We start from the raw sequence: 26,712 nt of genomic DNA on the forward strand, positions 1-26,712 counted from the left end.
GCGGTGACCTCGGCCGCGGCTCCGCTCCGCTACGCGCGGCGGTGAACTCGGCCGCGGCTCCGCTCCGCTACGCGCGGCGGTGCCTCCCGGGCTGGTACGTGCGGCGCGCGAAGAACCGGCCGTCCGCCTTGTCGAGCGTGATCGCCTGGCTGAACGCGTCGCTGAGGTTCTCACCCGTGATCACGTCGTCGAGCAGACCCTGCGCCACCACCTGCCCCTCCTTGAGCAGCATCGCGTGGGTGAAGCCCGGCGGGATCTCCTCCACGTGATGGGTGATCAGCACGATCGCCGGAGCGTCCGGGTCGGCCGCCAGCACGCCGAGCCGCGCCACGAGCTCCTCACGACCACCGAGGTCCAGGCCGGCGGCGGGCTCGTCGAGCAGCAGCAACTCCGGATCCGTCATCAGCGCCCGGGCGATGAGCACGCGCTTGCGCTCACCCTCGGAGAGCGTGCCGTAGGTGCGGTCGGCGAGATGCTCGGCGCCGAGGCTTTCGAGCATCTCCACGGCGCGTGCGCTGTCCACCTCGTCGTACCGCTCGCGCCAGCGCCCCAGCACGCCGTACCCCGCGGAGATCACCAGGTCCACGACCTTCTCGTCGCCCGGCACACGGTTCGCCAGCGCCGACGACGACATCCCGATCCGGGGCCGCAGCTCGGACAGGTCGGTCTTCCCGAACGTCTCCGCCAGCACGTGCGCCGTCCCCGATGTGGGGAATGTCTCCGCTGCGGCCACCCGCAGCAGCGACGTCTTACCCGCCCCGTTCGGACCGAGGATCACCCAACGTTCGTCGAGTTCCACCTTCCAGGACACGGGACCGACGAGGACGTTGCCGCCCCGCCGCACGAGCACGTCGTCGAATTCGATGAGCAGATCGGGATCAGGTTTTGCCACGCCGACCATCTTTGCGTACGCGCACGAGCGGTTCACGGCAGGATCGCTTCCGTGTCGTACCCCTCGCCTCCACCGCACCCCTCCCCCGCACCCGGCGAGCCGCCGGTGGGACCTGCCGTCGCCCGGTCCGACGCCGGTCCCTTCCCGCTGGGCGCCTTCCCCGGCGACGACGGGACGCGGTTCGCCGTGCACGCGCCCCACGGCAGCCGTGTTCAGCTCTGCCTGATCGACGACGCCGGCCGCGAGGAACGCATCGACCTGCCGGACAAGACGTACGGCGTCTGGCACGGCGCGGTGCCGGGGGTCCGCCCGGGCCAGCGCTACGGCTACCGCGTGCACGGCGCGTGGCAGCCCCGGACCGGGCTACGTGCCAATCCGCACAAGCTGCTGCTCGACCCGTGGGGCCGGCAGCTGACCGGTGACATCGGCGACACGGCCCGCTTGCTCGGCTACGAGCGCACCCCGTTCGGCGATGCGTCGACCGTGGACTCCCTCGGCCACACACCGCTGTCGGTGGTGGCCGACAACCCCGGCCGGGCCCGGCACAACCGTCCCGGCACGCCGTGGGAGCAGACGGTGATCTACGAACTGCACGTCGGCTCCTACACCGCCCGCCATCCCGCCGTCCCCGAGCAGTGGCGCGGCACCTATCTGGGCCTGACGGCGCCGGCCGTGCTCGAACACCTGGTCGGCCTGGGGGTCACCGCCGTCGAACTGCTGCCCGTGCACGCCTTCCTCACCGAACCACCCGTACGGGATCGCGGCATGCGCAACCACTGGGGTTACTCCACCGCGTCGTACTTCGCGCCCCACCCGGGCTACGCGGCCACCCCCGGCAACGAGATCGCGGAGTTCCGGACGATGGTCGACACGCTCCACGAGGCGGGCCTCGAGGTGATCCTCGACGTGGTCTACAACCACACCTGCGAATGGTCGGTGGACGGCCCGCACGTGTCCTGGCGCGGTCTCGACGCGCCCGGCTACTACCTCCTCGACGCCACCGGCCACGACATCGACCTGACGGGCTGTGGCAACACCGTCGACGGCAGTTCCCCGGTGGCGGTGCGGATGATCTGCGACAGCCTGCGGTACTGGGCGACGGAGATGGGTGTGGACGGCTTCCGGTTCGACCTGGCCAGCGCGCTCGCCCGGCCGCGAGGCGGCGACTTCGATCCCCGGGCGGCGGTGTTCACCGCCATTACCACCGACCCCGTCCTGACCCGGCTCAAGCTGATCGCCGAGCCCTGGGATGCGACCCTGCCCGGCTACCAGCTCGGCAACATCGGTCCCCAGTGGTCGGAGTGGAACGATCGTTACCGCGACTCGGTGCGGCGCTTCTGGGCGCGCGGTGCGGGAATCCGGGAGGTCGCCTCCCGGCTCGCGGGCTCGGAGGACCTCTACGGCCGGCACACCCACCGGCCGTGGATGTCGATCAACTTCGTCACCGCGCACGACGGTTTCACGATGGCCGACCTTGTCAGCTACCGGCGCAAGCACAACGAGGCCAACGGCGAACAGGGCCGTGACGGTAGCGACAACAACGAATCCGTCGACCACGGCGTCGAAGGACCCACGGACGATCCGCGGATCGTGGCCGCCCGGGCCCGGCACGTGCGTGCGCTGCTCGCCACCCTGCTGCTGTCGACCGGCACCCCGATGCTGCTCGCCGGCGACGAGTTCGGGCACTCCCAGGGCGGCAACAACAATGCCTATTGCGTGCCCGCCGACGTCCCGGTCCGCGACGCCTGGCCACTCGACTGGGAGCACGCGGACCAGGAACTCGTCGAGTTCGTGCGGCAGACGTTGCGTCTGCGCAAAGTGGTGCCGGTGCTGCGTCAGGGCCGCTTCTTCGACGGCAGGGCCCGCCAGGTCGGCTACCCCGACCTGGTGTGGTTCGGCGCGGACGGAAGGGAACTGCAGGAGGCGGACTGGCTCGACGAGAACCGGCGGACGCTGCAGGCGTGGGTGGACGGCTCGCAGCTGGGCACGGTCACCCGCGCGGGCGTTCCGCTGACGGACAGCAGCGGCCTGCTCGTGCTGCACGCAGGCGGCCCCACCACCCTGACCCTCGGCCGGGCCGAGTGGTACCACGGTGCGATGGTGTGCGCCTTCGACTCGAGCTCCGTCGACGGAGAGCCCGCGGATCTCACGCCGCTGCCCGCCGGCTCGACGTTCCCGCTGACCGGGCCGACGCTGCTGGTGTTCCGGATCGCGACGTGATCAGCCCGGGACGGCGACGACCGTCACCGACCCCGGCGCCACCTCGGTGAATCCCGCGTCCCGTACCGCCACGGCGGTGCCGGCGTCGACTCGCTCCGTCAGGTACCGCCACCGGGCGGGGTCGGCGTCGCGCACGGCACACACGAACCCGGAGTCGGCCCATGCGCCGGCGCGCTCGACGTCCAGGGCCCCGGCCAACAGCATCGCGGCGTGGCCGACCTGTGCCGCGGCCTTCCCGACGGTCATGCCGAGCGCGGCGTCGATCCACAGCACCGGAACTCCGGCGGGCGGATCGTCAGGGGTGTCGTGGGGCAGATCGGTGCCGCCGATCTGCAGCCGCGAGATGCGCGGATCGAGAGCGCCGACGGGCCCCGGGACCAGTGCCCGGGCGTGTGCCCCCCGGTGTTCGACGGTGATTCCGTCGACCTCCTGCGCGGCGCGCCACTGGGCACCGCGGGCGCGACGGCTGACCTTGCGGATGCGCGCGTCGGTCCACGCGAGGTAGGGCTCGCGCCACGGGCCGGGTTCACCGGCCGGCCCGGTCCCGACGCGTGGGTCCAGGCACAGCGCGATCGTCGCCATCGCAGCAGCCTCGAGCAGCGCGCTACGGGAGGGCGGATCCTGCTTGGGGATGTGCAGCACGATCGGCATCGCGAGCACCGCCCCGGGGTCCTCCGGGTCCGGTCGATGCCCGTAGCCGCGGGCGAGGACACCGTGGCGCGCCACGAAATCCGCACCGTGGCGCGCCACGAAATCCGCACCGTGGCGAGCCACGACATCCGCACCGTGGCGCGTCACGACATCCGCACCGTGGCGAGCCACGACGTCGGGACCGAGCGGGGCCGTGGCCTCAGGCACCGGTGTCGAGGGGCACGCGGCGCAGGGTGCCGTCGACCCGGTCGGCGGCCTCCACCTCGTCGCGGGTGACGCCGAGGACGAACAGCACCGCGTCCAGGTACGGGTGGGACAGCGCGGTGTCCGCGACCTCGCGTAGCGCCGGCTTGGCGTTGAAGGCGATGCCGAGCCCTGCCGCGCCGAGCATGTCGATGTCGTTGGCGCCGTCGCCGACCGCGACGGTCTGCTCGATCGGCACGCCGGCCTCGGCGGCGAACTCCCGCAGGGCACGGGCCTTGGCGGCGCGGTCCACCACCTCGCCGACGACGCGGCCGGTGAGCTTGCCGTCGACGATCTCGAGCGTGTTCGCCCGGACGAAGTCCAGTTCGAGTTCGTGGGCGAGGCCGTCGATGACCTGCCGGAAGCCACCGGAGACGACGCCGCATCGGAAGCCGAGCCGGCGCAGCGTGCGGATGGTGGTCCGGGCGCCGGGGGTGAGCTCGAGGTTCTCGGCGACCTCGTCGATCACCGACGCGGGCAACCCGGCCAGGGTCGCCACCCGCTGGTTCAGCGACTCGGTGAAGTCGATCTCCCCGCGCATCGCGGCCTCGGTGACGGCGCGGACCTTGTCCTCCACGCCGGCGTGCGCGGCGAGCATCTCGATGACCTCGCCCTGGACGAGGGTGGAGTCGACGTCGAACACGATCAGCCGCTTCGAGCGGCGGGCGAGACCGGCGCGCTCCACGGCGATGTCGACACTGAGGCCCGCGGCGACCTCGGCGAGCCCGGCGCGCAATCGGACGTCGGCCTCGGCGCCGGGGTCGGCCGCGGTCACCATGAGTTCGAGACCTGTCACCGGATAGTCGGCGATGCCCCGGATCGAGTCGATGTTGGCGCCCTGCCGCGCGAGCTCACGACCCACCGAACGCAGCGCCCGGGCGCTGACGGGACTGCCGAGGACCACAACGGCGTGGGTGGACACGGTCGAGCCGATACCCGGCTCGACACCGGTCTGCACCTGGGCGTGCATGCCGATGGTGGCCATGGCGGCCTCGATCTCGTCCTGCAGGGCATCGGGATCGGCGGGGCAGGAGACCAGCACACCGAGGGTGAGCCGGCCCCGGATCACGACCTGCTCGACGTCGAGCAGATCGACCTCGTGCCGGGTGAGCGCCGCGAAGAGCACAGAGGTCACGCCGGGATGGTCCGGCCCCGTCACAGTCACCAGCATCGCGGTGTCAGACGCCACCTACGTCTCCGATCCTTCGTCCGTCGCGGCACATGCTCACTCATTGTGCCAGGTGAACGGGGTGCCGAACGAGCAGGGGTCCACCCCGGAAGAATGCGCGAGGCCCCGCCCGTCGGGACGGGCGGGGCCTCGGGAAGCGTCGATCCGGTGTGCGGATCAGCGGTCGGCGGGGGTCCTCTCGGCACCCTCGCTCAGCGCCACATGGTTGTGCTTGTTGCTGCCCGGACCGACGTGCGCCTCGGCGCGGATGCGGTCCACCATGTGGGGGTAGTGCAGCTCGAACGCCGGGCGCTCGGAGCGGATGCGCGGCAGCTCGTAGAAGTTGTGCCGCGGCGGCGGGCAGCTCGTCGCCCACTCGAGGGAGTTGCCGTAACCCCACGGGTCGTCGACGGTCACGACCTGGCCGTACCGGTAGCTCTTGAACACGTTCCACAGGAACGGCAGGGTCGAGGCGCCGAGCACGAAGGCACCGACGGTCGAGATGATGTTCAGGGTGGTGAACCCGTCCGAGGGCAGGTAGTCGGCGTAGCGGCGCGGCATGCCCTCGTTGCCCAGCCAGTGCTGCACCAGGAACGTGGTGTGGAAGCCGAGGAAGGTCAGCCAGAAGTGCCACTTGGCGAGACGCTCGTCGAGCATGCGTCCGGTCATCTTCGGGAACCAGAAGTAGATGCCGGCGTAGGTGGCGAACACGATGGTGCCGAAGAGCACGTAGTGGAAGTGCGCGATGACGAAGTAGGAGTCCGTCACGTGGAAGTCGAGCGGCGGGCTGGCGAGGATGACGCCGGACAGGCCGCCGAACAGGAAGGTGACGATGAAACCGACCGAGAACAGCATCGGCGACTCGAACGTCAGGTGGCCCTTCCACATGGTGCCGATCCAGTTGAAGAACTTCACGCCGGTGGGCACCGCGATCAGGAACGTCATGAAGGAGAAGTACGGCAGCAGCACGGCGCCGGTGGCGTACATGTGGTGCGCCCACACCGCGATCGAGAGCGCCGCGATGGCCAGGGTCGCGTAGACCAGGCCGGTGTAGCCGAAGATCGGCTTGCGCGAGAACACCGGGAAGATCTCCGAGACGATGCCGAAGAACGGCAGCGCGATGATGTACACCTCGGGGTGGCCGAAGAACCAGAACAGGTGCTGCCACAGCATGACGCCGCCGTTGGCGGGGTCGAAGATGTGCCCGCCCAGGTGGCGATCGACGAAGAGGCCGAAGAACGCGGCGGTCAGCAGCGGGAACGCCAGGAGGATGAGCACGCTGGTGATGAGGATGTTCCAGGTGAAGATGGGCATCCGGAACATCGTCATGCCGGGGGCGCGCAGGCACACGACGGTGGTGATGAAGTTGACCGCACCGAGGATGGTGCCCAGACCCATCACGCCGAGGCCGAGGACCCAGAAGTCACCACCGACGCCGGGCGAGTGCAGCTCACTGGTGAGCGGGCTGTAGGCAGTCCAGCCGAAGTCGGCCGCACCACCGGGGGTGATGAAGCCGGCGGTCACGATCGTCGCGCCGAACAGGTACAGCCAGTAGCTGAACGAGTTCAGGCGCGGGAACGCGACGTCGGGCGCGCCGATCTGCAGCGGCAGGATGTAGTTCGCGAAGGCGAACACGACCGGGGTCGCGTACATCAGCAGCATGATCGTGCCGTGCATGGTGAACAGCTGGTTGTACTGCTCGTTCGACAGGAACTGCAGACCCGGGACCGCGAGCTCGGTGCGGATGAGCAGAGCCATCACGCCACCGATGAGGAAGAACGCGAACGAGGTGACCATGTACATGATCCCGAGCATCTTGGGATCCGTGGTCGTGATCATCTTGTAGAAGAACGAGCCCTTGGGTCCCTGCCGCGGCGGGTACGGCCTCGCTGCAGCTATCTCCGGGACTGGCTGGGGCGCTACGGCAGTCACTAATCCTCCTGATTGCGCGCTCGACTCGCAGTGCGAGACGAACGTTCTCTGGCTTGCGCTGATCGAATCGTAGACGGTGCGACCACCGCACGCTCACCGGGTCCTACTCAGTGTCGTACTCGGCGGTCGAGCATACCGGCGGGGGTCTGTGACCCACGCAACCCGGGGCCGTGGCACACCTCACCGAGCACACGGTTTCGCCCGCACACTAAGGTAAGCGTTCCCTAACTGTTTGCGATCCCGAGAGACGAGGTCCACCGTGTATCCCCTCCCCCTGCGCCGCGGCATCGCCGCCCTGGCGGCGTCCCTGACCGCGGCCGTGCTGCTCGCGGGCTGTTCCTCCGGCGAGACGGCCGAGCAGACCCCCGCCACCGCGGGCTTCCCACGCACCGTCGAGCACTTCCGCGGAACGACCACCGTCGAGTCCCAGCCGCTGCGGGTCGTCGCGCTCGACACCAGCTACGCGGACGCGACGCTGCTGCTCGAGTCCGACCTCGTCGGCTACGTCGACTACCGCACCGAAGGACTGCCCGACTACCTCGGTGACAGCCGCCGGCAGTTCGCCGCCGAGGCCACCTCCGTCGGTGCGGTCTCCGACGCGAGCCTGGAGAAGATCGCCGCGCTGCACCCCGACCTGATCCTGTCCGCCGACGTGCGCGACGGCGAGAACTACGACAAGCTCTCCGCCATCGCGCCCACGGTCTTCTCCGAGAGCACCGGGCCGACGTGGAAGGACAACATCCGTCTCGCCGCGCGGGCCCTCGGCAAGGAGGACCTCGCCGAACAGAAGATCGCCGACTACGAGGCCCGGGCGAAGGCCATCGGCGACGAGATCAACGCCACAGCCGGCAACCCCACCGTCTCGGTGGTCCGCTTCGCCGGTGAGCCCACCGCCCGCCTCTACCGCACCACGTCGTTCAGCGGCATCGTCCTCGAGGACGCCGGCCTGGCCCGCCCCGCGAGCCAGGGACCCGACCCGGCCGATCCGAGCAGCATCATGAACGCGATCAGCCCCGAACTCATCGGCGAGGCGGACGCGAATGTGATCTTCGTCAGCATGTACCGCGACGGGGAGGGCAAGTCCGAGGCGGCGGCGCAGCCGTTCCTCTCCAACCCGCTGTGGCAGAACCTGCGCGGCCGGAAGGTGGACGTGGACGACAGCCTGTGGATGACGCCGGTGTCCATCCAGGGCGCGCACGAGATCCTCGACGACCTCGCCGAGGCGTTCGGGGTCGATCCGCACACCAGTTAACCTGGACCGTCCCCTAGACAGGAGTGGTCGTATGCCCGCAGCGTCCCGGTCTCGCGCCGTCACGTGCACCGTCGCCCTCGCCGCCGTCGCGGCACTCGGGTTGGCGGGATGCGCGGAGGCGACGGACGATCCGGCGAGCAGCATCGTGCGCACCACCACCCGCATCGCCGGGGCGGCCGTCGTCGGGATCGAACGCGACACGACCACCGCGTGCGCGCTCCCCAGCCCCCCGGACCCGGGGCAGCCCGCCGGCGGCACCCGGTCGGTGATCCACACCGGCGGCGTCTCCGAGGTGCCCGCCGACCCGCAGCGGATCGTCGTGCTCGACGCCGCCGCGATGGACGCGGTGTGCGCCCTGGGCCTGTGGGAGCGGGTGGTCGGCACGACCACCGACGTCGCCCGGGCCGAGTACCTGGGCACGGGGATCGCGACGCTGCCGTCGGTGGGCACCACATCGGCGCCCGACGTCGCGCTCATCGACGGCGTGGAGCCGGACCTCATCCTCGGCTCGTCCGCCGACCCGGAGCTCTACCGCCGGCTCGGCACCGTCGCGCCGACGGTGCTCGTCGGCTCCGACCCGGTGTTCTGGCGGCAGCAGTTCCTCCGCGCCGGCGAAACACTCGGACGCTCGCAAGCGGCCGGCCGCGTGCTCGACAACTACCGCGCGACCGCGACGGACGTCGGCAAGGCGGTGACCGCGTCGCAGACCCAGGCGTCGATCGTGCGGTTCAACGGCGACGGCGCCGTCGTCGAGGGCACCGCCTCGTTCGCCGGACAGGTCCTCGCCGACGCCGGCGCCGCGCGCCCGCCCGCACAGCGGTTCGGTGTGCAGGACGGGCGCGCGGACGCCCCGCTCGACGAGGCCGACCCGGCCGCCGCGGAGGGCGACCTGATCTACGTCCGCTTCGCCGGCGAGGACGGCGTCGCGCACGGCAGCGAGGTGATGGACTCCGAGGCGTGGCTCGAGCTCGGGGCGGTCACCGACAGCCGGCTGTTCGCGGTGGACGACCTGGTGTGGTCCACGCCCGGCCCGGTGGCCGCGAAGGCCGTCCTGACGGATGTGCGCAACACCCTCAACGGCTATTCCAACTGAGTCGACCTCGTCGAAAGGCGCCCGGGGACATGCCTATTCCGGAGTTCGTCGCGCAACTGCGCGCACAGGTCGGTCCCGCGCCGCTGTGGCTGCCCGGCGTCAGCGCCGTCGTCGTCGACCCCGACGGACGGGTGCTGCTGACCCGTCGCGCGGACAACGGCCTGTGGGCCGTGGTCTCGGGCATCCTGGAACCCGGCGAGGAACCCGCCGTCGCGGCCGTACGCGAGGTGCGGGAGGAGACCGGCGTCGACGCCGAGATCGTCCGGCTCACGAGCGTGGACGTGACCGCTCCGATCACCTATCCCAACGGGGACGTCGCGCGGTACCTGGACGTGTGCTTCCTGATGCGCCCGACGGGTGGCGTGGCCCACGTCGCCGACGACGAGAACCTCGAGGTGGCCTGGTTCGCGCCGGATTCGTTGCCGCAGAACATGACCGCCACGTCGGTGCTGCGCCTGGAGAAGGCGCTGCGGGACGTGCCGGAGGCGTGGTTCCGCCGCCCCTGACGGTGCGCCTGACGCCCACCTGACGGCCGAATGTCACACGTGCTCGATCAGATCGAACGCGTGTGACATTCGGCCACAACAGGTGGACCGTGGGGTCAGAAGTCCCAGTCCTCGTCCTCGGTGACGACGGCCTTGCCGATCACGTACGAGCTGCCCGAGCCGGAGAAGAAGTCGTGGTTCTCGTCGGCATTCGGGGACAGCGCGGACAGGATCGCCGGGTTCACGTCGGTCTCGTCCTTGGGGAACAGCGCCTCGTAGCCGAGGTTCATCAGGGCCTTGTTGGCGTTGTACCGCAGGAACTTCTTGACGTCCTCGGTGAGCCCGGCCTCGTCGTAGAGGTCCGCGGTGTACTGGGTTTCGTTGTCGTACAGCTCGAACAGCAGATCGAAGACCCAGTCCTTGAGCTCGTCGCGCTCGGCCTGGGTGATCTGCTCGAGGCCGCGCTGGTACTTGTAGCCGATGTAGTAGCCGTGCACGGCCTCGTCGCGGATGATCAGCCGGATCATGTCCGCGGTGTTGGTCAACTTCGCCCGCGACGACCAGTACATCGGCAGGTAGAAGCCCGAGTAGAACAGGAACGACTCGAGCAGCGTCGAGGCAGCCTTGCGCTTGAGCGGGCTGTCGCCCTGGTAGTAGTCGAGGACGATCTGCGCCTTGCGCTGCAGGTTGTCGTTCTCCTCCGACCAGCGGAACGCGTCGTCGATCTGGCGGGTGGAGCACAGCGTCGAGAAGATGCTCGAGTACGACTTGGCGTGCACCGACTCCATGAACGCGATGTTGGTGAGCACCGCCTCCTCGTGCGGGGTCACCGCGTCCGGGATCAGCGACACCGCGCCGACGGTGCCCTGGATCGTGTCGAGCAGGGTCAGACCGGTGAACACGCGCATGGTCAGTTCCTGCTCGTACTCGGTGAGCGTGCCCCACGACGGGATGTCGTTGGACACCGGGACCTTCTCCGGCAACCAGAAGTTGCCGGTGAGGCGGTCCCACACCTCCGAGTCCTTCTCGTCCGGAACGCGGTTCCAGTTGATCGCCGAGACGCGGTCGATCAGTTTGACGTGGGCGCCGTCGGCCGGCGAGTGCGCGCGGGGTGCGGAGGTCATCTGTCTTTCCCTACCTGAGTTTCGATGTGTACCGGCAAGATTCGTCACAGCATGCAGGAGACGCAGCCCTCGACCTCGGTGCCCTCGAGCGCCATCTGCCGCAGCCGGATGTAGTACAGCGTCTTGATTCCCTTGCGCCAGGCGTAGATCTGCGCCTTGTTCACGTCGCGGGTGGTGACGGTGTCCTTGAAGAACAACGTCAGCGACAGGCCCTGGTCGACGTGCTGGGTGGCCGCCGCGTACGTGTCGATGATCTTCTCGTACCCGATCTCGTACGCGTCCTGGAAGTACTCCAGGTTGTCGTTGGTCAGGTAGGGAGCGGGGTAGTAGACGCGGCCGATCTTGCCCTCCTTGCGGATCTCGATCTTCGACGCCACCGGGTGGATGGAACTGGTGGAGTTGTTGATGTACGAGATCGACCCGGTCGGCGGCACGGCCTGCAGGTTCTGGTTGTAGATGCCGTGCTCCTGGACCGACGCCTTCAGCGCACGCCAGTCGTCCTGCGTGGGAATCGCCACGTCGGCGTCGGCGAAGAGCTGCCGCACGCGGGCGGTGGCCGGCTCCCACACCTGGTCGGTGTACTTGTCGAAGAACTCGCCCGAGGCATACTTCGACTCGGGGAAGCCCTTGAAGTACGTGCCCCGCTCGATGGCGAGCCGGTTCGACGCGCGCAGCGCGTGGAACAGCACGGTGTAGAAGTAGATGTTCGTGAAGTCGACGCCCTCTTCGGAGCCGTAGAAGATGCGCTCACGGGCGAGGTAGCCGTGCAGGTTCATCTGCCCGAGGCCGATCGCGTGGGAGTCGTTGTTGCCCTGCTCGATCGACGGCACCGAGTAGATGTGGGTCTGGTCCGACACGGCGGTCAGCGCCCGGATCGCCACCTCGATGGTGTGCGCGAAGTCCGGCGAGTCCATCGCCTTGGCGATGTTCAGCGAGCCGAGATTGCACGAGATGTCCTTGCCCACATGGCTGTAGGACAGGTCCTCGTTGAACGTCGACGGCGTGGAGACCTGCAGGATCTCCGAGCACAGGTTCGAGTGGGTGATCTTGCCCTGAATGGGATTGGCCCGGTTGACGGTGTCCTCGAACATGATGTACGGGTAGCCGGACTCGAACTGCAGTTCCGCAACCGTCTGGAAGAACTCGCGCGCCTTGATCTTCGACTTGCGGATGCGCTTGTCGTCGACCATCTCGTAGTACTTCTCGGTGACGTCGATGTCGGCGAACGGCACACCGTAGATGCGCTCGACGTCGTACGGCGAGAACAGGTACATGTCCTCGTTGCGCTTCGCCAGCTCGAACGTGATGTCGGGGATGACGATGCCCAGCGAGAGGGTCTTGATGCGGATCTTCTCGTCCGCGTTCTCGCGCTTGGTGTCGAGGAAGCGGTAGATGTCGGGGTGGTGGGCGTGCAGATACACCGCGCCGGCGCCCTGGCGGGCCCCGAGCTGGTTGGCGTAGGAGAAGGAGTCCTCGAGCAGCTTCATGATCGGGATGACGCCGGAGGACTGGTTCTCGATCTGCTTGATCGGCGCCCCGTGCTCTCGGATGTTGCTCAGCAGCAACGCAACCCCGCCTCCGCGCTTGGACAGCTGCAGTGCCGAGTTGATCGAGCGGCCGATGGACTCCATGTTGTCCTCGATGCGCAGCAGGAAGCAGGAGACGGGCTCGCCGCGCTGCTTCTTGCCGGAGTTGAGGAACGTCGGGGTCGCGGGCTGGAACCGGCCGGAGATGATCTCGTCGACGAGGTGGGTCGCGAGCTGCTCGTCGCCGGCGGCCAGGGTCAGGGCGACCATGCAGACGCGGTCCTCGAACCGCTCCAGGTAGCGCTTGCCGTCGAACGTCTTGAGCGTGTACGAGGTGTAGTACTTGAACGCACCCAGGAACGTCGGGAAGCGGAACTTCTTCGAGTAGGCGTGCTCGAAGAGCTGCTTGACGAACGGGCGGGAGTACTGCTCGAGCACCTCGGGCTCGTAGTAGTTCTCCTCCACGAGGTAGTCGAGCTTCTCCTCGAGGTTGTGGAAGAACACCGTGTTCTGGTTGACGTGCTGCAGGAAGTACTGGCGCGCGGCGGCGACGTCCTTGTCGAACTGGATCTCGCCGTTGGGCCCGTAGAGGTTCAACATCGCGTTGAGCGCGTGGTAGTCGAGTCCCTTGAGGGATTCGTCGATCTTGGCGCTCGCTGCCGGCGCGGCATCGGTGACGGTCACGGTGCTTGCTCCCACTGTGAGTAGACGGGTTCGCCGCGCACCCGTATCCCCGACGGTGACGCAGCGTTGATGGAGTGGACGAGTGTGGGTGAGGTCGCGGTTACGCCGACTGCAACGCCTGCGCCCAGAACTGTGCCAGGCCCTCGCGGACGCGCTCGACGTCCTCGGCGGTACCCATCAGTTCGAACCGGTAGAGGTACGGGACCTTGCACTTCTGGGAGACCACATCCCCGGCGTAACAATAGGATTCGCCGAAGTTGGTGTTGCCGGCGGCGATGACCCCGCGAATCAGCGCACGGTTGCGCGGATTGTTGAGGAACCGGATGACCTGCTTGGGCACGAAGTTCGTGTCCCGGCCGGTCGCGGTGGTGCCGCCGCCGTAGGTCGGCAGGATCAGCACGTACGGCTCGTGCACCTCGAAGGTGCCGTCACGGTCGTGCAGCGGAATCCGGGTGGCCGGCAACCCCAGTCGCCGGACGAATCGGTGCGTGTTCTCCGATGTGCTCGAGAAATACACCAACGAGGTCATGGATGTCTCACATCACTTCGCTCGGGTCCGGCGACCGGCCGCAGGGGCGGTGGGTCGGCGCGCGACGGGTCAGGCGGCGACGGCGAGGGCCTTGATCCGGTCCGGGCGGAAGCCGGACCAGTGCTCGTCACCGGCGACCACCACGGGGGCCTGCAGGTAACCGAGGGCCATCACGAAGTCCCGCGCTTCCGGGTTCTCCGAGATGTCGACGACGGCGTACTCGATACCGGCCTTGTCGAGGGCACGGTAGGTGGCATTGCACTGAACGCAGGCAGGCTTGGTGTAGACGGTGATGTTCATGGTTTCCCCTTTTCGACAACCTGACGACTGACTGCACAGCAGTGCCTCGAGGCCCGTCGTACCAGCACGATCCCGCTTCCCCGAGGGACCGGAAACGATCAAGCCTTCCAGCGCTCTAGACACTACACCTAGTGGCCGACAGATTCATAGAACGCGAGATGTTGTGAGTTACAGCCGTGATATTCCCAGGTCGTTACTCACCGCGCGGGGCTGTCGGGCAGGTACGGGAGCACGTCCTCGAGGTGCACCGGAAGCCGGCGCACCCGCGCCCCGGTGGCGTGCCGGAGGGCATTGACGACCGCCGCGGCGCTGCCGACGATGCCGATCTCCCCGACCCCGCGCGACCCCATCGGTGTGGCGTGCAGGTCGTCCTCGTCGAGCCAGGTCGCGTCCACGTCGCCGACGTCGGCATTGGTGGGGATGTGGTACTCCGCAAGGTCGTGGTTGACCACGTGGCCGGTGCGAGGATCGCGGATGCTCTCCTCGTGCAGGGCCATGGAGATGCCGAAGCACATCCCGCCGATCAGCTGCGAACGGGCGGTACGGGGGTTGACCACCCGGCCCACGGAGAACACGCCGAGCATCCTCGGCACCCGGATCTCGCCCGTGTCGACATCCACCCGCACCTCGGCGAAATGCGCGCCGAACGACTGGATGCGGTAGTGCTCGAGCGCGGGATTCTCCTCGGCCGTCGCCGATGCCTCGGCACCCGGCTCCGGTCGATCCCCGTGCCGCTTGCGGAACGCGTGGGCCGCGGCGACGATCGCCGTGCCCCACGACGAGGTACCGGAGGATCCGCCGGCGACGGTGGCGTTCGGCAGGGCCGAGTCACCGATCTCGAGATGGATGTCCTCGGGCCGGCAGCCGAGCGCGTCGGCCGCGACGAGGGTGAGCGTGGTCCATGCTCCGGTCCCGATGTCCGCGGCGCCGGTGCGGACGGTGAAGCGCCCGTCGCCGTCGTGCCGGACCGCGACCTCGGTGCCGGGGTTGACCAGGTGCGGGTAGCTCGCCGCGGCCACTCCGGTCCCCACGAGCCACCGGCCGTCGCGGCGGGTGCCGGGCGTGCGGTCGGCGGCGTCCCAGCCGAAACTGCGACTCCCCTCCCGCAGGCACTCCACCAGCCGGCGCGAGGACCAGGGCCGGCCGGACTCGGGATCGGCGGGCGGGTCGTTGCGGACCCGCAGTTCGATCGGGTCCATGCCGCACGCCACCGCCAACTCGTCCATCGCGACCTCGCCGGCGAACATCCCGGGGGCCTCCCCCGGCGCACGCATCCAGTAGGGCGCGGGCACGTCGAGCGCGACGATGCGGTGCGAGGTGCGCCGATACGGCGAGGCGTACATCCCCCGCGACGACACCGCCGTCTGCTCCGCGTACTCGCGCACGTGCGAGGACTGCGAGAAGGCCTCGTGCACCATGGCTTCGAGACGCCCTTCCCGGCTCGCGACGAGGCGGACGTGCGAGACGGTGGGCGGCCGGTAGCCGACGTACCCGAACATGTCCTGCCGGGACACGGCGAACTTGACCGCCCGACCGGGCAGCAGGCGCGCCGCCATCGCCGCCACGACGTCGTGCGCGTGCGGCGCCCCCTTGGACCCGAAACCACCCCCGACGTAGGGACTGATCACCCGCATCTGCTGGGGGCGCAGACCGAGCACGGGAGCCAGCGTGGAGACGACGCCGTGGGCGCTCTGCGTGGAGTCGTACAACGTCAACGACTCGCCGGACCACTCGGCCACGACCGTGTGCGGTTCGAGGGGGTTGTTGTGCTCCTCCGGGGTGGAATACCAGCCGTCGACCACGACGCCGTCGCGCTCCGCGGCCTCGGCCGCTGCGGCATCGCCCTGTTCCGTGTCGGTCGGATATCCGCCGTTGGCCTGTTCCGGGGCATAGCTGCGCGGGTGGTCGTGCCGGAACGCGACGTCGTGCGGCGCGGACTCGTACTCCACCCGGACCAGTTCGCTTACGTGTCGCGCGATCTCGGGCGTCTCGGCGACTACGGCGGCGACGATCTGCCCCCGGAAGGCGACGTCCGGGCTCTGCAGGACCGCGTACTCGGCCTCCGAGGTGTCCGCCAGGCGGGGGGCATTCCACGGGGTGAGAACGACGAGCACGCCGGGCAGGGCCTCCGCCTCCGCGGTCTCGATGCGGGTCACCGTTCCCCGCGCCACGGTTGCCGTGACCGGGACGAGGTAGGCCGGGTCGTCGACCGGATGCTCGTACGCGTAGGGCGCGGTTCCGGCCACCTTCTGCGGGCCGTCCACCCGCGGCGTCGACGTGCCGATCGGGCGCTGGGCCGAGTTGGTCATGCGACTGCCTCCGAGGTGAGTTCACGCAGTACCGAGACGAGGGTGCGGCGCAACAGCGGCACCTTGAACTCGTTGCCGTCGAGGGGCCGGGCATCGGCGAGTTCCGCGTCGGCTGCCGCAGCGAAGACGCCGTCACCGGGGGCGCTCCCCAGCAGGATGTGCTCGGCGCGATGGGCGCGCCACGGCCGGTGCGCGACGCCGCCGAGGGCGATGCGGCATCCGGTGACGACGCCGTCGGCGACCGTCAGGTCCGCCGCCACCGAGACGAGCGCGAACGCGTACGACGCCCGGTCGCGCACCTTGCGGTACGTCGAGACGGCGCCTTCGGGCGCCGGGATCTCGACGTCCAGGATCAGCTCGTCGCGCTCGAGCACCGTGTCGTACTCGGGGCTTTCGCCGGGAAGCCGGTAGAGCTGCTCGACGGGGATGCACCGCTCCCCCTGCGATCCGAGCACCGTCACCTGGGCGTCGAGCGCGAGCAGCGCCACCGCCATATCCGACGGGTGGGTGGCGACGCACTGTTCGGAGGCGCCGAGGATGGCGTGGTAGCGGGTGTAGCCACCGATCGCGGTGCAGCCGCTGCCCGGGGTGCGCTTGTTGCACGGGGTCGACGGGTCCCGGAAGTACACGCAGCGGGTGCGCTGGAGCAGATTGCCGGCGGTGGTGGCCATGTTGCGCAGCTGCGGGGAGGCGCCGGCCAGCAGGGCCCGGGCCAGGACCGGGTACCGGCGACGGACGATCGGGTGGGCGGCCAGGTCGCTGTTGCGCACGTTGGCGCCGACGCGCAGCCCGCCTTCGGCGGTCTCCTCCACGACGTCGAGCGACAGGCGGGAGACGTCGACGAGGACGTCGGGCGCGGTGACGCCGAGCTTGAGGTGGTCCACCAGGTTCGTGCCGCCGGCGAGGAAGGCGGCACCCGGGTGGCCGGCGACCGCGGCGACCGCGGCGGCGGGATCGGCGGGCGTCTCGTAGCGGAACGTCTTCACGAGCAGTGCCCCTCCCCGCGCGCGACGTGGCGGAGCGCTTCGACGATGTTGGGGTAGGCCGCGCAGCGGCACAGGTTTCCGCTCATGCGTTCGCGGATCTCGTCGTCGGTCAGTTCCGGGTCCTGTGTGAGGTCCGCGGTGACGTGGCTCGGGGAACCCTTGGCGGCCTCGTCGAACATCCCGACGGCGGAGCAGATCTGGCCCGGTGTGCAGTAGCCGCACTGGAAGGCGTCGCATTCGACGAACGCCTGGGGCAGGTGCGAGGGACCGTCGTCCGCGATGCCGGCGGCGGTGACGACGTCGGCGCCGTCGTGGGCGACCGCGAGCGACAGGCAACTCACGATGCGCCGGGAGTCGAGCAGGACCGTGCACGCGCCGCACTGGCCGTGGTCGCAGCCCTTCTTCGGGGAGTAGATCCCGAGCCGGTCGCGCAGGGCATCGAGGAGCGTGGTGCGCACGTCGACGATGCAGCGGCGCTCACGGCCGTCGACGCGCAGGGTGATCGTGTGCTCGTGTTCGCCGGGACTGTCGCTCTCGTGCGCCATGGGCTCCTCCGTCGCGGTGGGGACTGGCGAGGTATTCCCCGCAGCATGCCCCGGCAATCACGGCTGCGGGCGCGAATGGGGTACGGACGGTGACGGCCCCGGACCGGGCGTGGTCCGGGGCCGTTCGGTGTGCGGCCGGCTCAGGCGTCGACGAGTTCCCGGCGGGCGTCGGCGAGCTGGGCGAGCAGCGCGGAGATCTGCTCGGCGACCTCGGCGTTCTCCTTGGGGTGGGCGTCGCCGAACTTGTCGATGGTGCCGCCGATGGACAGCTGCAGGCCCGTCCGGCTGCCGGCGATGCCGAGCGCCTTGACGGTCTCCTCGAGCGCCCACTTCGCGCCGTTGCCGCTGGGCGAGGCGCTGATGACGGCGACGGGCTTGCCGGCCAGGGCGCCGGCGCCGTACGGGCGGGAGAGCCAGTCGATGGCGTTCTTGAGCACGGCGGGGATGGTGCCGTTGTACTCGGGGGTGACGAGCAGGAGGGCGTCGGCCTCGCTCGCCGCGACGCGCAGCGCCCCGGCGGCGACGGGCGCGCCGGTCTCGCCGTCGAGGTCCTCGTTGTAGAAGGGCACCTCGCCGAGACCTTCGTACACGGAGACCTCGACGCCCTGCGGCGCGACGGCGGCCGCGGTCTCGGCGAGGCGGCGGTTGACGGAGGCGGAGCGCAGGCTGCCGACGAGAGCGAGAACGCGGGTCTGGGACATGGGGTGTTCCTTCGGTTCGGGTGTCCGGGTCTGACTCCACTCTAAACGGACCGCGGTCCACTTCCATTCCCGGGCGGTACTGTGACGTGGTGAACATTCCGCTGCTGCCGCTGGTCGGGGACGAGGGCGTCGAACGGTGCGACGCGGCCCGCAACCGGCGCCGGCTCCTCGAGGCGGCCTCGCTCCTCGTCGCCGAACGCGGCGTCGACGCGGTCACGATGGACGCCGTGGCCGCGCGCGCCGGGGTCGGCAAGGGCACCGTCTTCCGCCGCTTCGGCTCCCGTGCGGGACTCATGCGCGCCCTGCTCGACCATTCCGAACAGGCCCTGCAGCAGCAGTTCCTCACCGGTCCCCCGCCGCTCGGACCCGGCGCCGATCCCGTCGACCGGCTCGTCGCGTTCGGTCGTGCCCGCATCCGTCTCGTGGAGGTGCAGGGCGAGGTGCTCCGCGCCGCGGAGAGTTCCGCCGAGGCCCGGTTCAACGCCCCGGCACGGGCCGTCAGCCTGACCCACATCGAGGTCCTGCTTCGCGCTGCGGGTGTCGACGGCGACCTCCCGCTGCTGGCCCAGGCCCTGTTCGCCCCGCTCGAGGCCACCCTGGTCCTGCATCAGTGGCGCGATCTGGGGTTCTCGCTCGACCGGCTCGCCGACGGGTGGGCGGACCTGGCCCGCCGCGTCGTCACGGCGCCGCCCGCCGCCGGGCGGGCGGTACCGTGACCGGCATGCGGCGGACTCTCGGGCTCTCGATTCTCCTCGCGCTGGCCGCGACGACGGCCGCCTGCGCGGGCGACGGCGCCGCCGCCCCGCCCCAGGACCCGGCCGTGCTCGTGGGGCGGGCGTTCGTCTCCACCGCCGTGTCGGGCCCGCAGATTCCCGGCGGCGGCCCACTGGTCGTGGAGTTCCCCGATGCGGGCCGGATCGCCGCCACCGCCGGCTGCAACCGTTCGTTCGGGTCGGTGGAACTCGGCGACGGCGTGCTGCGCGCCGATCGGCTCGGCAGCACTCTCATGTCGTGCCCGCCGCCGCTCGACCGCGCCGACACCTGGCTGTCCGATCTGCTGGCGTCGGAACCGCGCTGGCGTCTCGACGGCGACGTACTCACCCTCGACGGCGGGGACGTGTCCGTCTCACTGCTCGACCGCACGGTCGCCGACCCCGACCGTCCCGTCGTGGACACGCACTGGGTGCTCACCGAACTCGTCACGGCCGACGCGGTGTCGACCTCCCGCGCCCTCGAGAACGCCGCGCCCACCCTGACCGTCGCCGGCGACGGCACGGTCTCGGGCAGCACCGGCTGCAACCGGTTCACCGGTACCGCCACCGTCGGAGACACCGTGGTCACGTTCGGGCCGCTGGCCACCACCCGCGCGGCGTGCCCCGACCCGGAGCTCGCGCGGATCGAGTCGGCCGTCCTGGGAGTGCTGGCCGGCGAGGTGCGGTACACGGTCGAGGGTGCGGCGATGCGGCTGACCGCCGCCGACGGTGTCACCGGTCTCGGATACACCGCCCGCTGACGAGCCGGCTTCGGCTCAGTACCGCTCGACCAGCCACTGCGCGAGTGCGCGGGCACTGGCATCGACCTTGGCCGGCCAGTCCAGGGCGGTCTCGTCGGCGTGGTCGCTCACGTGCTTGACGAGCCGGCACTGCGCGCCCATGCGGGATGCGGCAAGCGCGACCGCGAAGCCCTCCATGTCGACGAGGTCGGCGCGGGCGGCGAGCGCGTCACGCACCTGCGCGTCCGAGACGAAGGAATCGCCCGTGGCGAGCACCGTCCCGTCCCCGTCGTCGAGTTCGAGCACGTCCTCGACCGGGTAGCCGAGGCTGCGCAGCACCTCGCTGCTGATGTCGTGATTGATCACCGCCGAGGGGACGTAGAGGCCGCCGTGGTGCAGGTGCAGCGCCCCGGCGGTCCCGATGTTGACCACCACCGGCGGGGTCCCGCGCCGGTGCCGCGCCAGCGCCTCGGTCACCGCGACGGCCGCGTGCACCTTGCCGATGCCGGTGATCACCGTCTCGTAGTGCGCCGGCACGTGCGCTGCCTCGGACTTCGTGGCGGCGACGACGAGGATCTCGGTCAACTCTTCTCTCCCAGCGCGAGGGTCGCGAGCGCCGCCCGGTGCAGCGCCCGCCCGTACCCCGCACCGTAGCCCGCCGCGTGCACCGCCAGCGGATGCAGCTGGTGCATCGGCACGCGCTCGCGCCATCCGGCCCGCAGCGGGCACGTGGCGTCGTAGGCCGCGACGATCTCGTCGAGCCGGGGGCAGCCGAACAGCGCCAGCATCGCCAGGTCCGTCTCGCGATGACCGCCGTGCGCCGCCGGGTCGATCAGCACCACCCCCGCGGCGGTCCACAGCACGTTGCCGTTCCACAGGTCGCCGTGCAGGCGGGCGGGGGGTGCACCGTCGTCGAACTCCCCGGCGGCGACGCGCGTGCAGGCCCGCTCGACGTCGGGCAGCTGCGCGGCGGTGACGCTGCCGGCGTCCACCGCGATCCGCAGGAACGGCTCGACCCGTTCCACCACGTAGAACTCGCCCCAGCTCGCGTGGACCGTGCTACTCATCGGCCGCTTGCCGATGAACAGCTGGCCGTCGAATCCATCCGGTGCGCAACCGAATCCGGCAGCGCCCGCGGCGTGCATACGCGCCAGGCGAGCGCCGAACTCCCGAGCCGCCGCGGCGGTGGGGGCCGCCTCGGTCAACCGCTCGAGGTCGATGTGGTCCACCCCGACGTCGCGGACACCGGCAACGGGCATGCCGGCGTCCGCGAGCCAGGCCAGCCCGGCGGCCTCGGCGCGGAAGAAGTCGGGGTGAGCCCCGGCCCGGTGCTTGCGGAAGACGTCGCTGCTCATCGCCACGAGTGTGCCCGCGGCGCGCCGCGCATGTCACCCGAGCAGACCGTCGGGCGTCCCGCTAGGGTTCGGAATATGGCGAACCTTCGCGAGCAGATCATCGAGGAACTCGGCGTCCGGCCGACGATCGACCCCCGGGCGGAGGTCCGGTCCCGCGTGCAGTTCCTGAAGGACTACGTCGTGTCGACCCCCGCCAAGGGGTTCGTTCTCGGCATCAGCGGCGGTCAGGACAGCACCCTCGCCGGCCGGCTCGCCCAGCTCGCGGCGGAGGAACTGCGGGCCGAGGGCCGCGAGGCCGAGTTCGTCGCGGTGCGGCTGCCCTACGGCGAGCAGGCCGACGAGCACGACGCGCAGGTCGCGCTGGAGTTCATCGGTCCCGACCGCTCGTTGCGGATCAACGTCAAGCCCGGTGCCGACGCCTCGGCCGCCGAGGTCGGGCAGGCCATGCACGAGATCTACGGCAACGGATCGCAGCTGAGCGACTTCGTGCGGGGCAACATCAAGGCCCGCGAGCGGATGATCCTGCAGTACGCGATCGCCGGCGAGCTCGGCTACCTGGTGGTCGGGACGGACCACGCCGCCGAGGCGGTGACCGGGTTCTTCACCAAGCACGGCGACGGCGGGGTGGACCTGACCCCGCTCGCCGGCCTGACGAAGCGGCAGGGCGCAGCGCTGCTGCGCGAACTCGGGGCCCCCGACAGCACCTGGCAGAAGGTGCCGACCGCGGATCTCGAGGAGGACCGGCCGGCCCTTCCGGACGAGGTGGCCCTGGGCATGACCTACGCGGAGATCGACGACTACCTCGAGGGCAAGGACGTCACCCCGGAGCTGGCCGAGAAGCTCGAGCGGACGTTCCTGAACACCCGGCACAAGCGGACGGTGCCGGTGTCGCCGTTCGACACCTGGTGGCGCTGACAGCCACCCCGCCCGGCGGCCGGGCCGATCCGCCCCGCCCGGCGGGCCGGGCCTGATCCGCTCAGCCCGGCGGCCGGGCCTGATCCCGTCAGCCGCCGGCGAACGGCGGGAGGACGTCGACCGTAGGTCCGGCGGCGCGTCCGAGGTCGCGGGTGAGTTCGGAGTCGATGAGGAACGCGGCCACCGACAACACCCGCGCCATCTCGGCGCCGTGACGGTCGATCAGGGCGGTCTTGAGGGTGCCCAGATCCACCGACGGCGCCAGCGCCACCGTCTCCTTCTCCACTCCGGCCGCGTCCGCCGCCGCCGCGAAATACCGCACCTCGATGCCCGTCACGGTCTCACCCACCGATAGCTCCCATGCTGCGCTGCGGCGGGGTGAAGTCCGCCGCGTCGATGCCGTGTCCGGCCCACTTGTTCCACATTGCACCACGCCACAGCGCGGCGAGCTCGTCGTCGTTCGCGCCGCCGCGCAGCGCCGCCCGCAGGTCGGTCTCCCGGTCGCTGAACAGGCACGAGCGCACGGTGCCCTCCGACGTCAGGCGGGTGCGGTCGCAGTCCGAGCAGAACGACCGGGTCACCGACGCGATGATGCCGACCGTCGCGGGCCCGCCGTCGACCGCCCAGCGTTCGGCCGGCGCCGACGGGTCCTCGCGGCCGACCTCGGTGAGGGCGAAGCGGGCGGAGAGCACGTCGAGCAGCCGCTGCGCGGGCACCATGTTCGCCCGGGCCCACTCGTGGTCGGCGTCGAGCGGCATCTGCTCGATGAACCGCAGCTGCACGCCCTCGTCGAGGCACCAGGCCAGCAGGTCCGCGGCCCCGTCGAGGGTCTGCGGCATGAGCACCGCGTTGACCTTCACCGGCGCGAACCCGGCCGCCTTGGCCGCGCGGATCCCGTCGAGCACCGAATCCAGCCGATCGCGCCGGGTCAGCCGGGCGAACCGCGCGCGGTCGACCGAGTCCAGGGAGATGTTGACCCGGGTCAGGCCCGCCTCCGCCAGCGCCCGGGCACGATGGGCGAGTCCCACCGCGTTGGTCGTCACCGCCAGCGGGATGCCGGGGACGGCGCGCGCACACCCGGCGACGATCTGCTCGAGGTCCCGCCGCATGAGCGGCTCCCCGCCGGTGAAGCGCACCTCCCGGACCCCGAGCCGGTGCACCGCGACGGCCACGAGCCGCACGATCTCGTCGGCGCTGAGCAGCCGCTCGCGCGGGATCGCCGGCAGCCCCTCCTCGGGCATGCAGTACGTGCAGCGCAGCGAGCACTTCTCGGTGATCGACACCCGCAGGTCGCGCGCGACACGCCCGAACCGGTCCAGCAGTTCGGGGGTGTCGGGCCGGTCGGAGACGTCGTCGGCCGCGGCAGGGCGCACCGCCGGGATCCCCACGTGCACCGCGGTCATCGGGCCTCCGTCCTCATGACCCTCAGTATGCCGTCGCGGGCCCCGTCGTGCGGGAGGAGCAGAAACCACGACCCGGACGAGGACGCACGGCGCCGCGAGCGGTGTGCCTAGGATTGGCCCATGGCGGGCGGCAGGCGGTCGGTGGAGGAGCATGCGCGACACGTGGCGACGTTGCTCTCCCCGTTGCTGATCCGCGGTACCGAACCGGTGCCGCTGCTCGAAGCGCTCGGCCGGGTGCTGGCCGAGGACGTCGTCGCTCCGATCGACCTCCCCACCTTCCGCAATTCGCAGATGGACGGCTACGCGGTCGACACGGCCTCGCTCACCGCGGCGCCCGCGACCCTGCCCGTGCGTGCCGTCCTCGCGGCCGGCGACGGGGTCGTCGCGCACGTGCCCGGGACCGCCACCAAGATCATGACCGGCGCGCCACTGCCCACCGGTGCCGACGCCGTCGTTCCCGTCGAGGACACCGTGCCGGTCGAGGACACCGTGCCGGTCGAGGACACCGCGGCCGAGGGGCGGGGACTCCGGGTCACGGTGTGCACGCTGCCCGAACCGGGGGCATACGTGCGCGAGCGCGGCAGCGACATCCACCGCGGTCGCACGCTGCTGCCCGCGGGCACTGTCGTCGCGGCCCGGCACGTCGCGGCGCTCGCCGCCGTCGGCCTGACCCACGTGTCCGTCCGGACTCGGCCGCGCGTGGCGGTGATCTCGACCGGCAGCGAACTGGTGCCCGGAGGAAGCGTTCTCGCCCCGGGCAAGATCCACGACTCGAACGGGCCGGCCCTGGCCGCCAGCGCGGCCGCCAACGGGGCGCTGGTGGTCTCGGTGGATCGCAGCGGCGACGATGCGGAGGTGTTCGCGGCGAAACTCGCTCGCGCCGCCTCCGTCGCCGAGGTGGTGTTCACCTCGGGCGGGGTGTCGAAGGGCGACTTCGAGGTCGTCAAGGACGTGCTCGGCCCGCGAGGGGCCGAATTCGTGTCGGTGGCGATGCAGCCGGGCGGTCCGCAGGGCACGGCACTGGTGGATTCCGTGCCGGTGCTGACCTTCCCCGGCAATCCGGTCAGCGCGCTGGTCTCGTTCGAGGTGTTCGCCCGGCCGGTACTGCGGGCCGCCGCGGGGCTGCCCGCCGTCGAGCCCGAGACCCGTCCTCTGTCAACAGGTCTCAGCTCCGTGCCGGGCAAGCGCCAGTTCCTGCGCGCTCGCCGCGACGGCGGCGCCGTGGTGGCGATCCCCGGCGCCGGGTCCCACCTGATCGCCGCGATGGCCACCGCGGACGTACTGCTCGACATCCCCGCCGACACCTCGGACCTCGAACCCGGAGAACTCGTGAAGGTACTACCGCTATGACCGAACCGCACGACCTCACCCCGCCCGACGGCGGGGCCCTGAGTCACCTCGACGACAGGGGCCGCGCCCGCATGGTCGACGTGTCCGGCAAGGCCGACACCGCCCGCGTCGCGGTCGCCGCCGGCGAACTCGTCACCACCGCGGAGGTGGTGTCGCTGGTGCGGGCCGACGACATGCCCAAGGCGGACGTGCTCGCCACCGCGCGGATCGCCGGGATCGCGGCGGCCAAGCGCACGTGGGAGCTGATTCCGCTGTGCCACCAGTTGGCGCTGTCGTCGGTGAAGGTCACCTTCGGGTTCACCGACACCGCGATCACGATCGAGGCGACGGCAAAGACGAAGGGCCCCACAGGCGTCGAGATGGAGGCCCTCACCGCCGTCGCGGTGGCCGGGCTGACGTTGCACGACATGGTCAAGGCCGTCGACCCCGCCGCGGTGCTGAACGGAGTGCGGTTGGTCTCGAAGGAGGGCGGCAAGCGCGGGCACTGGCAGCGCGACGAGGCGGAGACCGCCGCACCGGCGGAGGACGAGACCGTCACGCCGGACGAGGACGACATCCTGGAGCAGGCCGGCGTGCCGGCGACGGTGCTCGTCGCGTCCACGGGTGTGGCTGCCGGTACGCGGGAGGACAGGACGGGCCCGCTGATCGCGGACTTTCTCGAGGCGCGCGGCTTCACGGTGCGGGGTCCGCTGGTGTATGCCGACGCGGACATCGCGTGGGGCCTCGAGGACGCGCTCGCCGGCGACCCGGCCCTGGTGATCTCCACCGGCGGGACCGGCGCCTCCCCCACGGACGCGACCCCGGAGGCGACGCTGGCGCTGCTGGACCGCGAGCTGCCGGGGGTCGCCGAGGCCATCCGCCTGCGCGGCCTGCAGGCCACCCCGCACGCCTCGCTGTCACGCGGCGTGGCCGGGCTGGTGGGCCGCACGGTGGTGGTCAATCTGCCCGGCTCACCGGGTGGCGTGAAGGACGGGCTGGCGGTGCTCGAGCCGATTCTCGGCCACCTGCTGGCCCAGGTCGCCGGAGGAGGCGCGCATGAATGAGCTGCTGGCACGGATCTCGGCCGAGCCGCTCGACCCGGCGTCGGTGGACGCCGCGGTCGCCGGCCCCCAGCACGGGGCGGTGGTGCTGTTCAGCGGGGTGGTGCGCAACCACGACGGCGGGCGCGCGGTGAGCGCGCTCGAGTACCGGGCGCACCCCGAGGCGGAGCGATTCCTGCGTCGCTGTTGCGAACAGGTGGCGGCGGAGTCGGGACTGCCGGTCGCCGCGGTCCACAGAGTGGGCGATCTCACCATCGGCGATCTCGCGCTGGTGGCGGCGGTGGCGGCACCGCACCGGGCCGAAGCCTTCGCTGTGTGCGCCGAACTGGTCGAACGCATCAAACGCGAGGTCCCCATCTGGAAGCGGCAGCGATTCGCGGACGGTCTGTCCGAGTGGGTCGGCCTCGACGCGTGCGCCGACGAGCATCCCGGCGTGGGGTAGGCTGCGGTAGTTCGGGCATCACGACGATGCTCACCGTCGTGGGATACCGGCGGGCCGGGATCGTGCCCGGTTCCG

Annotated in this window: 26 protein-coding genes; 10 read left to right on the forward strand and 16 right to left on the reverse strand. The window is 70.6% G+C overall.

All coding sequences use genetic code 11. From position 1 onward, the window contains the following. Positions 1-67: 67 nt before the first annotated feature. Positions 68-901, reverse strand: coding sequence for an ABC transporter ATP-binding protein (locus KZJ41_RS17740; protein ID WP_037201771.1), 834 nt, complete (start codon positions 899-901; stop codon positions 68-70). Between the two features lie 96 nt (positions 902-997). Between KZJ41_RS17740 and glgX the strand changes: the two genes are divergently transcribed. Then, complete coding sequence (glgX, locus tag KZJ41_RS17745) at positions 998-3,112, forward strand: glycogen debranching protein GlgX (RefSeq protein ID WP_006933169.1); 2,115 nt, start codon at positions 998-1,000, stop codon at positions 3,110-3,112. Here glgX and KZJ41_RS17750 read toward each other — a convergent pair whose 3' ends face one another. From KZJ41_RS17750 to ctaD, 3 genes are all read right to left on the reverse strand, one after another. Further along, positions 3,113-3,886 carry a peptidyl-tRNA hydrolase gene (locus KZJ41_RS17750; protein WP_006933167.1) on the reverse strand — a complete coding sequence of 258 codons (774 nt, stop codon included), beginning with the start codon at positions 3,884-3,886 and terminating at the stop codon, positions 3,113-3,115. A 76-nt stretch (positions 3,887-3,962) separates the two neighbouring features. Next, a complete protein-coding gene (gene serB, locus KZJ41_RS17755; RefSeq protein WP_170914110.1) occupies positions 3,963-5,177 on the reverse strand; it encodes a phosphoserine phosphatase SerB in 1,215 nt (404 codons plus the stop codon). 174 nt (positions 5,178-5,351) lie between these two features. After that, positions 5,352-7,106, reverse strand: coding sequence for a cytochrome c oxidase subunit I (gene ctaD / locus KZJ41_RS17760; RefSeq protein WP_082120257.1), 1,755 nt, complete (start codon positions 7,104-7,106; stop codon positions 5,352-5,354). A gap of 259 nt (positions 7,107-7,365) precedes the next feature. Between ctaD and KZJ41_RS17765 the strand changes: the two genes are divergently transcribed. The 3 genes from KZJ41_RS17765 to KZJ41_RS17775 are packed head-to-tail and all read left to right on the forward strand — an operon-like array spanning position 7,366 to position 9,957. Next, the gene (locus KZJ41_RS17765; protein ID WP_102799157.1) at positions 7,366-8,358 is read left to right on the forward strand and encodes an ABC transporter substrate-binding protein; all 993 of its coding nucleotides are present in this window, start codon (positions 7,366-7,368) and stop codon (positions 8,356-8,358) included. A 31-nt stretch (positions 8,359-8,389) separates the two neighbouring features. Continuing rightward, positions 8,390-9,451 carry an ABC transporter substrate-binding protein gene (locus KZJ41_RS17770; RefSeq protein WP_251549368.1) on the forward strand — a complete coding sequence of 354 codons (1,062 nt, stop codon included), beginning with the start codon at positions 8,390-8,392 and terminating at the stop codon, positions 9,449-9,451. A gap of 29 nt (positions 9,452-9,480) precedes the next feature. Continuing rightward, positions 9,481-9,957 (forward strand): NUDIX domain-containing protein, encoded by a 477-nt coding sequence (locus KZJ41_RS17775; protein WP_006940537.1) that lies wholly within the window; start codon positions 9,481-9,483, stop codon positions 9,955-9,957. A gap of 95 nt (positions 9,958-10,052) precedes the next feature. Here KZJ41_RS17775 and nrdF read toward each other — a convergent pair whose 3' ends face one another. The 8 genes from nrdF to KZJ41_RS17815 all read right to left on the reverse strand — a co-directional run bounded on the left by nrdF (position 10,053) and on the right by KZJ41_RS17815 (position 18,640). Beyond that, the gene (gene nrdF / locus KZJ41_RS17780) at positions 10,053-11,060 is read right to left on the reverse strand and encodes a class 1b ribonucleoside-diphosphate reductase subunit beta (protein WP_006940539.1); all 1,008 of its coding nucleotides are present in this window, start codon (positions 11,058-11,060) and stop codon (positions 10,053-10,055) included. Positions 11,061-11,104: 44 nt separating this feature from the next. Next, positions 11,105-13,186, reverse strand: a complete 2,082-nt coding sequence (nrdE, locus tag KZJ41_RS17785; protein WP_206530652.1) for a class 1b ribonucleoside-diphosphate reductase subunit alpha — start codon at positions 13,184-13,186, stop codon at positions 11,105-11,107. Positions 13,187-13,370: 184 nt separating this feature from the next. Next, on the reverse strand, positions 13,371-13,799 hold the full coding sequence (gene nrdI, locus KZJ41_RS17790; protein WP_006940545.1) for a class Ib ribonucleoside-diphosphate reductase assembly flavoprotein NrdI: 429 nt from the start codon (positions 13,797-13,799) through the stop codon (positions 13,371-13,373). A gap of 69 nt (positions 13,800-13,868) precedes the next feature. Further along, positions 13,869-14,099, reverse strand: coding sequence for a redoxin NrdH (locus tag KZJ41_RS17795; RefSeq protein WP_006940556.1), 231 nt, complete (start codon positions 14,097-14,099; stop codon positions 13,869-13,871). A 197-nt stretch (positions 14,100-14,296) separates the two neighbouring features. Further along, positions 14,297-16,408 (reverse strand): xanthine dehydrogenase family protein molybdopterin-binding subunit, encoded by a 2,112-nt coding sequence (locus KZJ41_RS17800; protein ID WP_251549370.1) that lies wholly within the window; start codon positions 16,406-16,408, stop codon positions 14,297-14,299. Next, positions 16,405-17,394, reverse strand: coding sequence for a xanthine dehydrogenase family protein subunit M (locus KZJ41_RS17805; RefSeq protein WP_043798882.1), 990 nt, complete (start codon positions 17,392-17,394; stop codon positions 16,405-16,407). The genes KZJ41_RS17800 and KZJ41_RS17805 overlap by 4 nt, the downstream gene beginning before the upstream one ends. Continuing rightward, a complete protein-coding gene (locus KZJ41_RS17810) occupies positions 17,391-17,939 on the reverse strand; it encodes a 2Fe-2S iron-sulfur cluster-binding protein (protein ID WP_043798879.1) in 549 nt (182 codons plus the stop codon). The genes KZJ41_RS17805 and KZJ41_RS17810 overlap by 4 nt, the downstream gene beginning before the upstream one ends. A gap of 140 nt (positions 17,940-18,079) precedes the next feature. Further along, positions 18,080-18,640: an NAD(P)H-dependent oxidoreductase gene (locus KZJ41_RS17815; RefSeq protein ID WP_006940564.1), complete on the reverse strand. Its 561-nt coding sequence runs from the start codon at positions 18,638-18,640 to the stop codon at positions 18,080-18,082. An 86-nt stretch (positions 18,641-18,726) separates the two neighbouring features. Here KZJ41_RS17815 and KZJ41_RS17820 point away from each other — a divergent pair, with 86 nt between their 5' ends. Next, positions 18,727-19,356 carry a TetR/AcrR family transcriptional regulator gene (locus tag KZJ41_RS17820; protein ID WP_006940565.1) on the forward strand — a complete coding sequence of 210 codons (630 nt, stop codon included), beginning with the start codon at positions 18,727-18,729 and terminating at the stop codon, positions 19,354-19,356. 5 nt (positions 19,357-19,361) lie between these two features. After that, positions 19,362-20,153 (forward strand): META domain-containing protein, encoded by a 792-nt coding sequence (locus tag KZJ41_RS17825; RefSeq protein WP_050036388.1) that lies wholly within the window; start codon positions 19,362-19,364, stop codon positions 20,151-20,153. A 15-nt stretch (positions 20,154-20,168) separates the two neighbouring features. Here KZJ41_RS17825 and KZJ41_RS17830 read toward each other — a convergent pair whose 3' ends face one another. Then, positions 20,169-20,717 (reverse strand): nucleosidase, encoded by a 549-nt coding sequence (locus KZJ41_RS17830; RefSeq protein WP_006940567.1) that lies wholly within the window; start codon positions 20,715-20,717, stop codon positions 20,169-20,171. Next, positions 20,714-21,487, reverse strand: coding sequence for a fructosamine kinase family protein (locus tag KZJ41_RS17835; protein WP_050035431.1), 774 nt, complete (start codon positions 21,485-21,487; stop codon positions 20,714-20,716). The genes KZJ41_RS17830 and KZJ41_RS17835 overlap by 4 nt, the downstream gene beginning before the upstream one ends. Positions 21,488-21,562: 75 nt before the next feature. On the opposite strand from KZJ41_RS17835, the gene nadE reads away from it, so the two are divergent. After that, positions 21,563-22,402, forward strand: a complete 840-nt coding sequence (nadE, locus tag KZJ41_RS17840; protein ID WP_006940569.1) for an ammonia-dependent NAD(+) synthetase — start codon at positions 21,563-21,565, stop codon at positions 22,400-22,402. Positions 22,403-22,490: 88 nt separating this feature from the next. Here the strand turns inward: nadE and KZJ41_RS17845 are convergent, their stop codons facing one another. After that, the gene (locus KZJ41_RS17845) at positions 22,491-22,751 is read right to left on the reverse strand and encodes a MoaD/ThiS family protein (protein ID WP_006940570.1); all 261 of its coding nucleotides are present in this window, start codon (positions 22,749-22,751) and stop codon (positions 22,491-22,493) included. Continuing rightward, complete coding sequence (moaA, locus tag KZJ41_RS17850) at positions 22,744-23,805, reverse strand: GTP 3',8-cyclase MoaA (protein WP_029544496.1); 1,062 nt, start codon at positions 23,803-23,805, stop codon at positions 22,744-22,746. Before moaA ends, KZJ41_RS17845 begins: the two co-directional genes overlap by 8 nt. 120 nt (positions 23,806-23,925) lie before the next feature. Between moaA and glp the strand changes: the two genes are divergently transcribed. The 3 genes from glp to KZJ41_RS17865 are packed head-to-tail and all read left to right on the forward strand — an operon-like array spanning position 23,926 to position 26,637. Next, positions 23,926-25,155, forward strand: coding sequence for a gephyrin-like molybdotransferase Glp (gene glp / locus KZJ41_RS17855; protein WP_251549372.1), 1,230 nt, complete (start codon positions 23,926-23,928; stop codon positions 25,153-25,155). Further along, positions 25,152-26,198 carry a bifunctional molybdenum cofactor biosynthesis protein MoaC/MoaB gene (gene moaCB / locus KZJ41_RS17860; RefSeq protein WP_006940573.1) on the forward strand — a complete coding sequence of 349 codons (1,047 nt, stop codon included), beginning with the start codon at positions 25,152-25,154 and terminating at the stop codon, positions 26,196-26,198. Before glp ends, moaCB begins: the two co-directional genes overlap by 4 nt. Beyond that, positions 26,191-26,637, forward strand: a complete 447-nt coding sequence (locus KZJ41_RS17865; protein ID WP_029544500.1) for a molybdenum cofactor biosynthesis protein MoaE — start codon at positions 26,191-26,193, stop codon at positions 26,635-26,637. The genes moaCB and KZJ41_RS17865 overlap by 8 nt, the downstream gene beginning before the upstream one ends. Positions 26,638-26,712 lie beyond the last annotated feature (75 nt).

Source organism: Rhodococcus sp. 11-3 (genome assembly GCF_023704055.1).
GTDB lineage: Bacteria > Actinomycetota > Actinomycetes > Mycobacteriales > Mycobacteriaceae > Rhodococcus > Rhodococcus aetherivorans.

Excerpts from the sequence above, each read along its gene's own strand:
- KZJ41_RS17795 (WP_006940556.1), bottom strand. The coding sequence starts at position 14,099 with ATGAACATCACCGTCTACACCAAGCCTGCCTGCGTTCAGTGCAATGCC.
- nadE (WP_006940569.1), top strand. The coding sequence starts at position 21,563 with ATGGCGAACCTTCGCGAGCAGATCATCGAGGAACTCGGCGTCCGGCCG.
- nrdI (WP_006940545.1), bottom strand. The coding sequence starts at position 13,799 with ATGACCTCGTTGGTGTATTTCTCGAGCACATCGGAGAACACGCACCGA.
- KZJ41_RS17825 (WP_050036388.1), top strand. The coding sequence starts at position 19,362 with ATGCGGCGGACTCTCGGGCTCTCGATTCTCCTCGCGCTGGCCGCGACG.
- KZJ41_RS17800 (WP_251549370.1), bottom strand. The coding sequence starts at position 16,408 with ATGACCAACTCGGCCCAGCGCCCGATCGGCACGTCGACGCCGCGGGTG.
- KZJ41_RS17740 (WP_037201771.1), bottom strand. The coding sequence starts at position 901 with ATGGTCGGCGTGGCAAAACCTGATCCCGATCTGCTCATCGAATTCGAC.
- KZJ41_RS17815 (WP_006940564.1), bottom strand. The coding sequence starts at position 18,640 with ATGTCCCAGACCCGCGTTCTCGCTCTCGTCGGCAGCCTGCGCTCCGCC.
- moaCB (WP_006940573.1), top strand. The coding sequence starts at position 25,152 with ATGACCGAACCGCACGACCTCACCCCGCCCGACGGCGGGGCCCTGAGT.
- serB (WP_170914110.1), bottom strand. The coding sequence starts at position 5,177 with ATGCTGGTGACTGTGACGGGGCCGGACCATCCCGGCGTGACCTCTGTG.
- KZJ41_RS17865 (WP_029544500.1), top strand. The coding sequence starts at position 26,191 with ATGAATGAGCTGCTGGCACGGATCTCGGCCGAGCCGCTCGACCCGGCG.
- nrdE (WP_206530652.1), bottom strand. The coding sequence starts at position 13,186 with ATGTTGAACCTCTACGGGCCCAACGGCGAGATCCAGTTCGACAAGGAC.
- KZJ41_RS17770 (WP_251549368.1), top strand. The coding sequence starts at position 8,390 with ATGCCCGCAGCGTCCCGGTCTCGCGCCGTCACGTGCACCGTCGCCCTC.
- KZJ41_RS17835 (WP_050035431.1), bottom strand. The coding sequence starts at position 21,487 with ATGAGCAGCGACGTCTTCCGCAAGCACCGGGCCGGGGCTCACCCCGAC.
- KZJ41_RS17810 (WP_043798879.1), bottom strand. The coding sequence starts at position 17,939 with ATGGCGCACGAGAGCGACAGTCCCGGCGAACACGAGCACACGATCACC.
- glp (WP_251549372.1), top strand. The coding sequence starts at position 23,926 with ATGGCGGGCGGCAGGCGGTCGGTGGAGGAGCATGCGCGACACGTGGCG.
- KZJ41_RS17775 (WP_006940537.1), top strand. The coding sequence starts at position 9,481 with ATGCCTATTCCGGAGTTCGTCGCGCAACTGCGCGCACAGGTCGGTCCC.
- moaA (WP_029544496.1), bottom strand. The coding sequence starts at position 23,805 with ATGACCGCGGTGCACGTGGGGATCCCGGCGGTGCGCCCTGCCGCGGCC.
- nrdF (WP_006940539.1), bottom strand. The coding sequence starts at position 11,060 with ATGACCTCCGCACCCCGCGCGCACTCGCCGGCCGACGGCGCCCACGTC.